At 62.6% G+C, this 12,244-nt stretch carries 11 protein-coding genes and 1 tRNA gene; 6 read left to right on the top strand and 6 right to left on the bottom strand.

Features of this window, described 5'->3' with window-relative positions:
* Together KAZ48_08650 and KAZ48_08655 are read left to right on the top strand one after the other, a co-directional pair.
* Window positions 1-1,035, top strand: a 1,035-nt coding sequence (locus KAZ48_08650; protein MBP7972858.1) for a hypothetical protein, incomplete at its 5' end; no start/stop codon positions are given.
* A 25-nt stretch (window positions 1,036-1,060) separates the two neighbouring features.
* Window positions 1,061-2,197, top strand: coding sequence for a glycoside hydrolase family 3 protein (locus KAZ48_08655; GenBank protein MBP7972859.1), 1,137 nt, complete (start codon window positions 1,061-1,063; stop codon window positions 2,195-2,197).
* A gap of 1 nt (window position 2,198) precedes the next feature.
* Here the strand turns inward: KAZ48_08655 and KAZ48_08660 are convergent, their stop codons facing one another.
* Window positions 2,199-3,134: a patatin-like phospholipase family protein gene (locus tag KAZ48_08660; GenBank protein MBP7972860.1), complete on the bottom strand. Its 936-nt coding sequence runs from the start codon at window positions 3,132-3,134 to the stop codon at window positions 2,199-2,201.
* Window positions 3,135-3,223: 89 nt separating this feature from the next.
* Window positions 3,224-3,763 (bottom strand): YceI family protein, encoded by a 540-nt coding sequence (locus tag KAZ48_08665; GenBank protein ID MBP7972861.1) that lies wholly within the window; start codon window positions 3,761-3,763, stop codon window positions 3,224-3,226.
* Between the two features lie 83 nt (window positions 3,764-3,846).
* Between KAZ48_08665 and KAZ48_08670 the strand changes: the two genes are divergently transcribed.
* Entirely contained in the window at window positions 3,847-5,733 is a 1,887-nt protein-coding gene (locus KAZ48_08670; GenBank protein ID MBP7972862.1) for a propionyl-CoA synthetase, read from the top strand.
* A 201-nt stretch (window positions 5,734-5,934) separates the two neighbouring features.
* Complete coding sequence (locus KAZ48_08675) at window positions 5,935-6,822, top strand: mechanosensitive ion channel (GenBank protein ID MBP7972863.1); 888 nt, start codon at window positions 5,935-5,937, stop codon at window positions 6,820-6,822.
* A 209-nt stretch (window positions 6,823-7,031) separates the two neighbouring features.
* Here the strand turns inward: KAZ48_08675 and KAZ48_08680 are convergent, their stop codons facing one another.
* From KAZ48_08680 to KAZ48_08695, 4 genes are all read right to left on the bottom strand, one after another.
* Window positions 7,032-7,910 carry an SDR family NAD(P)-dependent oxidoreductase gene (locus tag KAZ48_08680; protein ID MBP7972864.1) on the bottom strand — a complete coding sequence of 293 codons (879 nt, stop codon included), beginning with the start codon at window positions 7,908-7,910 and terminating at the stop codon, window positions 7,032-7,034.
* A 40-nt stretch (window positions 7,911-7,950) separates the two neighbouring features.
* Window positions 7,951-8,289, bottom strand: coding sequence for a hypothetical protein (locus KAZ48_08685; GenBank protein MBP7972865.1), 339 nt, complete (start codon window positions 8,287-8,289; stop codon window positions 7,951-7,953).
* Between the two features lie 37 nt (window positions 8,290-8,326).
* Window positions 8,327-8,731 carry a VOC family protein gene (locus KAZ48_08690; GenBank protein ID MBP7972866.1) on the bottom strand — a complete coding sequence of 135 codons (405 nt, stop codon included), beginning with the start codon at window positions 8,729-8,731 and terminating at the stop codon, window positions 8,327-8,329.
* A 68-nt stretch (window positions 8,732-8,799) separates the two neighbouring features.
* Complete coding sequence (locus tag KAZ48_08695; GenBank protein ID MBP7972867.1) at window positions 8,800-10,080, bottom strand: hypothetical protein; 1,281 nt, start codon at window positions 10,078-10,080, stop codon at window positions 8,800-8,802.
* Between the two features lie 137 nt (window positions 10,081-10,217).
* Between KAZ48_08695 and KAZ48_08700 the strand changes: the two genes are divergently transcribed.
* Both KAZ48_08700 and KAZ48_08705 read left to right on the top strand, forming a co-directional pair.
* Window positions 10,218-10,294: transfer RNA gene (locus tag KAZ48_08700), tRNA-Arg, on the top strand.
* A 196-nt stretch (window positions 10,295-10,490) separates the two neighbouring features.
* A partial coding sequence (locus KAZ48_08705; protein ID MBP7972868.1) for a beta-lactamase family protein occupies window positions 10,491-12,244 on the top strand: 1,754 nt, incomplete at its 3' end.

The following is a 12,244-nucleotide window of genomic DNA, read 5'->3' on the forward strand; positions in this document are numbered from 1 at the left end:
TATTCGGGCGCACGTCAATTGTCCGGTGGAGTCGACGGGTTGGCTGCCGGACTCAATGACTTGACCGACGGCATCACCAAGCTCGCGAAGGAGCTTCCGCAGTCCAGCAAGGCAACCGATACCCTGGCCGCCGCAGTTGCCAAGCTCGCTGCTGGGGTCGGCGCCGCGAACGATCCACCCATTCCCACACCACCGCCGATCCCCAAGAAGATCACCCTCGTGCAAGCCATCCGGTTGGCCCAAAAAGCGGTCACGGTGGCGCGAACAGGCGCACTCTCGGCCGCGGCCGACTCGGCGACGGCCGCAGGATCCGTGACCACCGTGTACGTGGCTAAGTGCGTACCGGTGCCGTCGGGACTGACCCCGCAGCAGTGTTCGGCGCTACAGAACGCCATCGGCAAGAGCGGTTCTGCTGCGGCTAAGTCGGCAGGTGTAGCCGCGGGACTTCAGCTCATCAACACCCAACTGCTCAACCGGATCGAAACCGGGCTCATCTCGGTGAGTGCGGGTCTGCAAAGCGGCAGCGTGAAGAACCCTGGTGTGTACGAGGGGTTGCTCGAGTTGCAGTCCGGGCTGATGGCCGCATCGAAGGGCGCGAAGGAGCTCGCCGCAGCGTCCAAACGCGCTGCCAACGGAGCAGCAGACCTCGCATCGGCTTCAACCACCCTCACCGGTGGCCTTGGTCAGCTGTCAGCTGGTGCTGAGCAAATCGTCGGCGGCAGTGTCGATCTCGGCAGCGGCCTCGATCAGCTTCACTCCGAAGGCACGGCGAAGCTGCTGAACTCAGTCGTTAACTCGTCAAGTCAGCCGGCGCTCGCCGATGCGTACCTGCGAGCCGCCAGTGATCGCGCCGGCGACGCGGCACCGTATCCCGCTCCGGCGGGGGCCGTGAGTCGGGTGGCCTACGTGTATTCGATGACGCCCCCACCGACCCGAACAGCAGTATCGGTACCCGCATTGGCGATCGGCGCCATCTTCCTGGTGGGCGTCGTTGTGCTTGTTGCGCGCCGCTTGCGGCAAGCGCCTGTTCCGTAGGGGTCGCCCCAGGTACCGTGGCCCAATGCGTCGCCACCCCGTCACCCTGTCTGCGTTAGTCAGCACCGCCGCGCTACTCGGGGCACTCGCGGGTTGCTCCTCGACAGGCGCAGCAGCGGACACCTCGGCAAGCGACTCTGTGGCCGGATCCTCCGCGAGCGTCCCCGCGCCGCTTGACCCCGCGATGGATCCGGCGACGTGGAGCAGCGAGCGACTTGCCTCCCAGTTGGTGATTGCCGGATTCGAAATGAACGAGCTGTCCTACGCTCGATCGTTGGCGACCAAAGGCCTCGGCGGCATCACCCTGTACGGCACGCCGCCGTCATCGTTGAAGGCCCAACTCGCGGACCTCAATGACGCGACCCCCGGCGGTCACCTCCTCATCGCCAGCGACGAGGAAGGCGGCTTGGTTCAGCGGTTAACGCCGCTACTCGGCCCGCTCCCGTCGGCCAAGAAATTGTCGGCTACCAAGACTCCCAAACAGGTCCAGAAGGTCGCAGCAGACTACGGAACCGCCATGAAACAGCTCGGGGTTAACGTCAACCTTGCCCCCGTGGCCGACCTTGCGGTTGCCGGGCATTTCATCGACAACGAGGGCCGCTCGTTCGGTAAGGACCCCAGCACGGTCATTAAGTACACCTCCTCCTGGACCACGGGGACGGAAAGCGCCGGCGTCATGCCGGTCATCAAACACTGGCCGGGCCATGGCTCGGCCTCAGACACACACACCGGTTCTGGGCTCACCCCTAACTGGTCGGTCGTCAAGAATCGCGACGCGGTCCCCTTCCGAGCAGCCTTCGAACAGGACGTACCAGCAGTCATGGTCGGACACCTAATCGTGCCTGGCTTAACTGAGCCCGACACACCGGCAAGCCTTTCGCGGAACGCGCTTGCCACGGTCCGCAAGGAAGGCGGGCCAAAGCTGTTGATCATGACTGACGCACTTTCCATGGATGCCGTGACCGGGGCCATGAATCAAACTACGCGGGAGGCTGTGCTGCGTTCACTGATCGCAGGATCGGATATGGCGTCCCTGTCAGGTGCCCGTGCCCCGGGGACGATCGATGCGATTGCCCAAGCGATCGATTCCGGTCGCTACCCGAAGGCGCAAGCGATCGAATCTGCCAAGCGCGTCCTGGCTGCCCAGCTCAAGTGGTCATAGCTCAGGTGTTCCAGAACTCCGACAGTTCCGGAGCGTCGCGTTCGGCCTGTTCGGCACCCAGGCGCAGACCAAGCGGCAGTGCCGTCGCATCCATGGGATCGCCAAGTTCTTCTGCCGGTAGCCGGGTCACGGTGACTGTGCCAGCGGCTCGCATGGAGGCCAACTCCTCGTTCCAGATTCCCGGCCGGTTGGTCCACCGACCCGGTTCCGGGTCATGAACCAATCCCAGCACCAACACCTTGCGGGCACCGGCCGCGATGTCCATATTGCTGCCGGACACCATGCCGCCATCCATGCATCGGCGTTGGTCAATCTGCACCGGTGTCATCAGGCCGGGCACTGCGGCACTGGCCGACAGCGCTGACAACAGCTGCACCCCCGACTGCCGACAGAACACCAACCGTTGCGCGGTGTAGGTGTCATAGGCGGTTGTCCTCAGTGCCGACGATGGCCACTTCATCCGACCGACAAAAGCCGAGATCTGCGCATACATCGCGTACTTCGACGGCGCCTTGGCGGCGAGCGCGGCGTGACCAATCCGCAGCAGCGTCTCCTCGTCGCCATCGGTCGCGTCATCGAACATCGCGCGCGCGTGGGCCGCACTCTCGTGCGGATCGGAATCCTTACGAATGAACTCAAAAAGCCTGGACTTCGAAGCGAGCTGAAGCTGGAAGTTGAACCGCCGCAGATCCTTCGCGAGCACCACCGCACCCAGTAGTGAGCCTGCCGAGGTGCCAACCACCAGGTCAGCGGTCGAAAGTTCGAGACCTGCTCGCGAAAGCCCTTGGAGGTAGGCGGCACCCCACGCCAAACCGGCCAAGCCGCCACCGCTGATCACCAGCGCGCGATCTGCCCCGTGGCCATAACGGGCGACGAAGTCGCGGGGCAACACCGGATTGCTGGGCCAGTCAGGGTGGGCGTGGATGGTCGCGGTCACGAGTCCATGGAACCACGAAGTTCGCACGAGGTGGCGGTCGTGACACGGCCATCGGCCACAACCCGGTGAACCACGGTCGGGCTCGTGACCTACACCGTCAGGAATGCCTCGAAATCAACCTCGACCTCGTCGCGCAGCTTGAGCGCCCCCATCATCGCCGAGTAGGGCGCAACGTCGAAGTCGGTTTGCTTGACGGTCACGCTGGTGGCAACCCGCCAGTGGTCACCCTCGTCAGTGGTCGTGATCCGTGCGGTCAGTGGCTTGGTCACACCCGCAATCGTCAGCGCACCAACAACGTCGTAGCCACTGTCAGCGACGATCAGCTGAGTGGCGTTGAACGTCACCGTCGGGAAGTCAGCCTCGCGCAGACTGCGCAGTGCGTTGGCGCGGATCTGTTCACGATCGCCACCACTGAGCGGCTTCACGCCACCGTGGCCCTCGACGACGTCGAGGCTACTGAGCTGCGCGGTGAGGCTCACCGCCGTCGGCACCTTGCCCTTGAACTCGACGTTGGCATTCCAGGCTTCAACGGCGATCAGCAGGTTGTGGCCCATCCGAGCCGCCCGACCCGCGACGCCGGTGTGCAGGTGCAGTGTGCCGTTTTCTTGACTCAACTCGACGGTGCTCATCTTTCAACCCTATCTGCGAGTCCGGTCCAGACTGGGCGCAATAGGGTGCACCCAGAGCCTCAAGAATCAACTGGGAGCGACCCATGACCGGATCCAACGACTACTCAGCCAGCTACCGCCGCAGCATCGAGGATCCAGAAGGCTTCTGGCTCGACGCAGCTTCCGCAGTTGACTGGTTCGACGCCCCAACTGAGGCCTTGGACAGCTCCAACGCGCCGCTGTATCGCTGGTACCCGGACGCGACGCTGAACACCGCATACAACGCGCTGGACCGACACGTGGCAAACGGCCGTGCAAACCAAGCCGCACTCATCTACGACAGCCCGGTGACCGGGGTTCAGCGGACGTATACCTATGCCGAGTTGCTTGATCAAGTTGCCAGGTTTGCCGGTGTACTCGCCGCCAAGGGAGTCAGCGTTGGGGACCGCGTTGTCATCTACATGCCCATGGTTCCGGAGGCCGTCGTTGCGATGCTTGCCTGCGCGCGACTCGGCGCTGTTCACTCCGTCGTGTTCGGCGGGTTTGCCGCCGACGAACTCGCTGCTCGGATCGATGATGCGGAACCTAAGGTCATCGTCAGCGCTTCCTGCGGGGTGGAGCGCACCAGCACCATTGCCTACAAACCTCTACTGGACCATGCGTTAGCGGTCGCCAACCACCAACCCAGCTGCCAGATCATCTTGCAGCGACCTGAACTCATCGCCGACCTCGGCCCACGCGACATTGACTGGGCGGCGGCTATCGGCGATGCACAGCCGCACGACTGCGTCGCAGTTGCCGCAACCGATCCGCTCTACATCCTCTATACCTCTGGCACCACCGGCAAACCCAAGGGCATCGTGCGCGACAACGGTGGCCATGCTGTCGCCTTGCAGTGGAGCTTGCGGAACATCTTTGGGATCGAGCCCGGCGATGTGTTTTGGGCAGCCAGCGACGTCGGTTGGGTCGTTGGACACTCGTACATCGTGTACGCGCCGCTGCTCACAGGTGCCACGACGGTGATCTACGAGGGTAAACCCGTCGGGACTCCGGACGCCGGAGCGTTCGGCCGGATGATCTCCGAGCATCGGGTCAAGGTGTTGTTCACCGCGCCGACCGCGATCCGGGCCATCCGCAAGGAAGACCACACGGGCGAACTCATGCGCAGCTACGACCTGTCCTGCTGGGAGGCGCTTTACTTCGCTGGCGAACGCCTCGACCCGGACACTTTCGAATGGACAACCACCACCTTCGACATCCCGGTCATCGACAACTGGTGGCAGACCGAGACCGGCTGGCCAATCGCCGCGAACCCACGCGGTATTGGTCTGCTACCGATCAAACCCGGTTCGCCAAGCGTCGCGATGCCCGGCTACGACATCCAGATTCTCGATGGCGCCGGTCACCAAGAGCCAGCCAGCGTGGAGGGCAACATCTCGATCCGGCTTCCGTTGCCTCCCGGCACTTTGACCACGGTCTGGGGCGACGACGAGCGCTATGCAAACGGCTACCTGCGCGTCTTCGACGGTTACTACGCGACCGGTGACGGTGGCTACATCGACTCCGACGGTTACGTCCATGTGATGGGTCGAACTGACGACGTCATCAACGTCGCCGGTCACCGGCTGTCCACCGGCGGCATGGAGGCCGTGGTTGCCATGCATCCGGACATCGCCGAGTGCGCCGTGATTGGCGTTGCCGACGATCTCAAAGGCCAGATTCCTCGTGCGCTCGTCGTCCTTCGCGCAGGTTCAACGGCCGACCCCAAGGACATCAGCGACGCCGTCATTGCTTCGGTTCGCGAACACATCGGACCAGTGGCAGCGCTGAAGTCCGTTGTCTGCGTACCTGCGTTGCCGAAGACACGCTCGGGCAAGATCCTGCGCAAGACCATGCGCGCGATCGCTGATGGCCGTCACGAGCCCGTGCCCAGCACGATCGAGGACGCGAGTGTGCTGGACGCCTTGGTGCCCTACCTCACCGAGGACTAGGCAGAGGTCTAGCGGACCGCAAGCCTTCCACGCGCCAGGCATGGCGCGGCCGCGTTGATGTCCTCATGATCGACGAGTTGGACTGGATGGAATTGGCCAAACCTACGCTGAGATCCGACGTGCGGGGTTGGTAGCCAACCTTCATGGCGGCAACCTACGAGTGAGCTATGGTCACGAGCGGGGCAGACAGGAGTTGCGCGTATGGACACGGTGTGGAACCTGGTCGCAGATAACAATCACGTCGAGGGCAAGCTCGTCACCACCGGCGTGATCATCGTGGCAGCAATTCTGTTTGGGAGCTTGGCTGGGCGCGTCCTTTCCCGGCGGGCCGATGACCGATACCGCAAGTACTACACACGTAAGGTCGCCCACTACGTCACGGTCGTCCTGACCCTGATTGCTTTGGGCATCTTGTGGCGACCTTTCGCCGGCCAGCTGGGGCTGCTTCTGGGACTCATAGCGGCTGGCCTCGTGGTCGCGCTCCAGGGTGTCTTCAGTTCCCTTGCGGGTTGGTTCACCGTCATCTCGGGAAGCGTCTTCCGGATTGGCGACCGAGTGCAATTTGGCGGAGTGAACGGTGACGTGATCGATATCGCGCCCCTGCGGACGAAGCTGATGGAGATCGGATCAAGTCACGGGGAAGATACCTGGATCCATGGCCGCCAGTACACCGGCCGGATCGTTGCGGTCTCGAACAAGGCGACTTTCGAACAGCCGGTATTCAACTACAGCGCATCGTTTGAGTTCCTGTGGGAGGAGGTCACAATCCCGATTGCGTATCGGGATGACTGGCGCACGGCCGAAGCGATCCTGACCGAGGAGGTCGTCCGGATCTCGACATCGAAGGAAGCCGCCGCGGCGATCGCCGACATGGTGAACCGGTACCCCCTTGCGCGTCTAGAGGTCGAATCGCGAGTGTTCATCCACGCGACCGACAACTACCTGGAACTCGCGGCGCGCTTCGTGGTTCCGGTGCGGTCCGCCCGGTTGGCCACGGACGAGTTCACGCGGCGCGTTTTGAACAGATTCGCCGAGGTGGGAATCGTCCCAGCCTCGACGACCCAGGATGTCACGGTGCGCTCGGAATAGCTCACGCCAGTTGGAGTTTCCACGCCACGAAGTGGCATACGCGAACTTCGTTAGCTGGTGCAGAACGTGGACTACGACCGGCTACTGAACCTGTTCACCCGCAGACGACTTTCGACCTCGGCAGCGAGGTACGCGCCGCACACGCCCATCACTATCGTCCTCTGTTCTAGCGGAACGCCCGGGCACCGTCACTGGGGTCTGGCGCGGTGTTAGTCGTCTTCAAGCGAACCGGGTTCGGGCATTCCGAATCCCTTGCGTTTGAGTTCGTCTTGCGCCCCTTGCGGAAGCTTTGCGACCAGCGCAGCCATGTGCGACTTGGACCCGGTCAAGTAGTGCTTCTTCGGCTTGGCAGTGGTCAAAGCATCGAGAATCACATCCGCAACGACGGCTGGTGAGCTCCCAGCGGTCTGAGTCTTGTAGCCCGCATCCGTTGCCGCTTGAAACATGTCTCCGTAGAGAGCGCGCTGCTCCACGGTGAAGTCCGCAATGAGCCGGTCGATCCGTTCCTTTGTCGCCGTGTCGGCACCGGTTGAAATGAAGCCAGGTTCGATCAGGATCACGTCGATCCCCCACGGCGCCAGTTCCTGGCGAAACGTGTCATTGATGGCCGCGATTGCGGACTTGGACGCTGAGAGGGCACCGAAGAAGGGCAGGGCAATCCGATCAGCGATGGATCCGATGAACACTATTCGACCTTGGGCCGCCCGTAGCAGCGGCAGCATGGCCTGAGTCATCGCAACCTGGCCCAGGACATCCACCTCAAACGAGAACCGAAGATCTGCCAGCGGCATCGTCTCCAACGGCCCGGGAATCCCAATGCCGGCAATGTTGGCAAGCCCGTCGAGGCCCGCTTGACCGACGTGTTCGACAATCAACTGCTGCGCGCTGGCGATCTGGTCGACGTCGGTGATGTCGACGTGGACCGATGTCACGAGTCCAGTGCCCGACTGCTCGGTTTGACCCGAACTCTGCGCCGACCGGTCTCCTGCGAAAACGTGCCACCCAGCAGCTGTCGCCGCCTGCATGGTGGCCTTTCCGATGCCAGACGACGTGCCGGTAATGATCACGTGCTTGCGGTCGCAGGTCATGGGCTTCTCCTGTTAGGCGGGGTACCGCGAGGCTATGGGCCTAGCCGGGCGTCGAGTTGCGGCGCGTAGGCGTTCCGCAAGCCGCGTTGCGGCGCTCGATCAGCAGTCGCCGGTACTCACGGTCCACGATGTCCACGACATCGTCACCGACAGCCTCAGCAACCACTGTGCGTTGACTGGGCGTCGATGAGTTCACCTGAAATACCTCGGTGACTTGCCACCCGTCCTCGACTGGAGCAACTTCCAACCAGAACAGGGCATCGCCGGGAATGGCGAATGCCAATCCGGTTGCGTCCTTGGTGAGGCCCGCCGAGGTGCGTGCCGGTTCTGGCAGCCCTCGACGCAACTCGATCAGTTCATCGACATGGTCAAGCGGCACACGTCAATGATGCAGCGAGCATCAGAACGTGTCGACACTAGGCGTCGGCGGGCTTCTCTTGAATCGCCCACGAATTCCCGTCGGGATCATCGAAGAACAGGAAGCTGTTCCAGGGTCCGCCTTTGCCCGGCTGCTGGACACCGTTGTCGAAATGCTTGATGCCAGAGTTCTCGACTCCGTGATCGTTGAGTTGGGCGGCGGCCTCGTCAATGTCGGAGACCACCAGTTGCAGACCCTTGACTGAACCCGGCTCGGCACCGCTCATGCCGGTCCCAAAGGTAATCGAGCACGCGGATCCGGGTGGGGTCACCTGCACGATACGGAAGCTGTCGGAAATCTGGTTATCGACGTCGAGTCCGAAGCCGAGCCGATCAACGTAAAACTCCTTGGCCCCTTCGACATCTGCCACTGGGAGCACCACGACTTCGAGTTTCCAATCCATCCCCGGATCCTCCCACGCGCTTGCGGCCGTCCACGAGTCGGCGCACTCCGGCACCGGCAGCGACGGCTCTACTCGGGTTGAAGAGCCATCTTGGGTAGGACTTGGTCGCCAAACGACAGTGGTGAACCCAAGGTGCAACCCACCCGCGTGGTCGTTGCCGGAGTGTCCACCGCGAGCGTCATGCACGACGCGAGCGCCCGTTGTCCAAAGTAGGTCGGATGCATCGCTTCCTGCGCGTCGGCGGATTCGGGGTAGAGCTTGACCGCAGTGATCGAGATGAATCGGATCCATTCCACGCCCTGGGCAAAGCCCTCTGGCGGGATGCCCGTGCCGGCCTCAGGCCGCTGAGTTCCCTTCTCACAGAGGCGGTGGCCGTAGAGCGCCTTTTTCATGTCGACGACAGTCATGGCAGCCGAACCCGATTCCTTGCGGATGTCCTGCACGGCGCCGGTGATGATCGAGTCCAAGTAGGGAAGCAACTTGTCATTGGCGTAGTTCAGATCCGCGTTCAGCATCCCGCACCCGCCAAAGGCCTGCCGATCGAAAGAGAAGTCCTCGTAGTCGATCTGGTCGCTATTGGGGATCGGCGAAGGGCCTAACTGAACAAGGAGGCGGAAGTCGGTCGATTTGTAGCCGGAGCGCGACATTGCAGTATTGACGTTCTGGATGGCTCCCTTAACCCGCTTTGTCAGAGTTCGCTTGACCGTCGGGTTGACGCGGGAAGCGATCAGAGCTGAGTCCTTGCAGGGGGTTCCTTCTATCCAACTGCTCACGCACGTCGAAATGATCTCGGCAAACCCAAGGTCGTTTCCACCAATAGACAACGTGACCACGTCAACATCGTGTGTGCTGGCGAACTTCTCAAGCTGCGCGGCTTGGCCTTCCACCTTTTGGCCATCGCTGGCGGTGATGCTGTCGAAATCAATCCCAGGTTTGGCGCGGCCATATTGATTCACGAATGAGTTGGTCTGCGCTCCGCTACAAGCAAAGTTTGCGTGGTTGACATCGGCACCGGTGAACATCGGTGCCGTTGCACTTCGGTGGCAGTAGGGGATCGACTCCGTATTCTCCGGACTGTCGCCGTAGACCTGATCGACCGTGCCGACGAGCCAGCCACCATTGAATTCGACGGTGGCATTATTCGACCCATTGCTGGCCCAACGCGCGCCCTCACCGGACATGTACGAGTCCCCCAGTCCGACCACCCAGGGACGGTCCGGCTTCACGACTCGGGCCTGCTGCCAGAGCGTGTCGGGGGTTCCGACGATCTGTGGATCGGCGTCGGTCGCGCAGCCCGCGATCAACAACGAGACAATGCCGAGGGTGGCCGCTAGAGCCGATGACTTCACTGCTTCAGTTGATTGCACTCCGCTCGCTGAAGCAAGTCAGGGTGCAGGTCACCGCTTCCGACGAGCCGGGCGCACTCGCTGCTGTAACCTCTGCGGGGCGACAAAGGCTCAGTGGTTTCGCTGCTGCAGGCTCGCACGCCCCGGTAGCTCAGTCGGATAGAGCGACCGCCTCCTAAGCGGTAGGCCAGCGGTTCGATTCCGCTCCGGGGCACCAGCCCGTTTCACACAGCTCTCGGCCACGTCCATGAGTGAGTTGCTCGGACCTGGGTGAACCTGGATTCGCTTGTGTCGCAGCTGATCTCGCTTCCCCTGAATGCCGAGCTAGACGCTTGCGCACGGTGTCCCGAGGCCGCCGGACATGTACTCTCCAATCTGGAGCGTGCCTCTGCGCCCCGCGGAGGGGTCACAGAATGCGCACCTTCAAGATCCTGATCGCAATCCTGACGACCACAACGGTATTCGTCGGGGTTCCGTCAGCACAGGCCGTACAAACCGCGCAGCAACGCAAGCAGCTGACTTTCGCGAAGACAATCAAAGAGGGTCGCAAGGCCGTCCGGAAGGCACTGAAGGAGACGAAGACGACCTCGGCGTCAGTCGCGTTGGTCTCCAACGGCAAGACGGTGTGGAGCCAGACCTTCGGCCGTGTCAACCAGGCTGGACGGAAGCCGTCACCCACCGCCAAGTACGGGGTCGGGTCGGTGGCCAAGGTGGTCACAACGATCGCTGTGATGCAGTTGGTCGATCAAGGCAAGATCTCGCTCGATGCCCCGATCACTCGGTATGTGCCGGACTTTTCGATGGCGTCGCCCCAGTACCAGCAGATAACCGTTCGGATGCTGCTCAACCACTCGGCTGGCCTGCCCGGCAGCGACTATGCCAACGGCCTCAGCACCAAGCCAATACCTAGCTACGTCAGCGGTGTCATGGCTGGGCTGCGCAACTCCCACTTGAAGACGACTCCCGGCGCGATGAACGTGTACTGCAACGACTGCTTCACCTTGGCGGGTGTAGTTGTGGAGCGCGTCTCGGGAGTGCCACTCCAGGAGTATGCGGCCAGGAATATCTTCACACCGCTGGGCATGCGGCACTCGGCCTACGCGGATTCGGTGCCAGCGCCGGGAGAGTTCGCACCCGTCATTCAAGGTGGGAAGCCCGAGCCTTTCGACGTCATCAACGTCCTCGCCGCCGGCGGTCTGCTGTCGACGTCGGACGACATGGCCAGATTGGCCAAGGTTTTCACCGGCGACGGGGTGGTCGGCGGCAAGCGGATTCTCTCCAGCTCTGCCGTGCGCAAGATGAGCGTTGACCAGACAGCCACCACGCTGCGGGCGGGATCGCCGAGCGGCTTCCGATACGGCCTCGGCTGGGACACTGTGGCGGACCCCGCCCTGAAGTCAGCCGGTGTACGCGGCTGGACCAAGGGTGGCGACATCGGCCAGTACCACGCCGGCTTCGTGATTGCTCCCGATCAGGGCCTGGCGGTCGTTGTTGAGGGCGCCGGCAGAGGTTTCAGCTCCGGAAGCGCCGAGACGATCGCGCACACAGTTGCGCTCAATGCCCTGGTTGAGACCGGCGCAATCGGCGAGTTACCCAAGGAGATCACCGGCAAGCCCGCCAAGGCGAAGGCGATTGCCAAGGACATCAGGAAGATGACGGGCATATTCACGAGTCAGGCGGCAGTGGTGCGGGTGGCCGCGGGCAAGGACCGGTCGTTAAAGGTGGCATTCCTAAGCGACGGCAAGTGGGTCAACCAGCCCGGCCGTTTGGTGCGACGCAAGGGTGGGGCCTTCTGGTCCACCAAGTCTTCGGGTATCTCTCTCCGGACGGTCAAGGCGTGGGGCCGCACCTACCTGGTCAAACGCAGCCTCGGTGGCACCGGGACCTACTACGTCGACGACGCTCTCGGCCAGCGGACCCGCTCAATTGGATCGTTGTCGTCGGCCTGGCAAGGGCGGGTGGGGCAAAAGTGGTTGTTGGCCAACGAGGATCCGAGTTCCATCGCCTGGAACGAGGCCCCGGCTGTGGAGATCGCGGACATTCCCGGCTTGTCCGGCTACCTATTGGCAAAGGGTGCCCTCGTCGAATCGGTTCCTTTTGATGCCACGACGAGCGACACCCTCGGGACGATGTACCTCGAAGTCCCGCTTGTGAATGGTCGGGACCT

It is taken from the genome of Candidatus Nanopelagicales bacterium (genome assembly GCA_018003655.1).
GTDB lineage: Bacteria > Actinomycetota > Actinomycetes > S36-B12 > UBA10799 > JAGNDY01.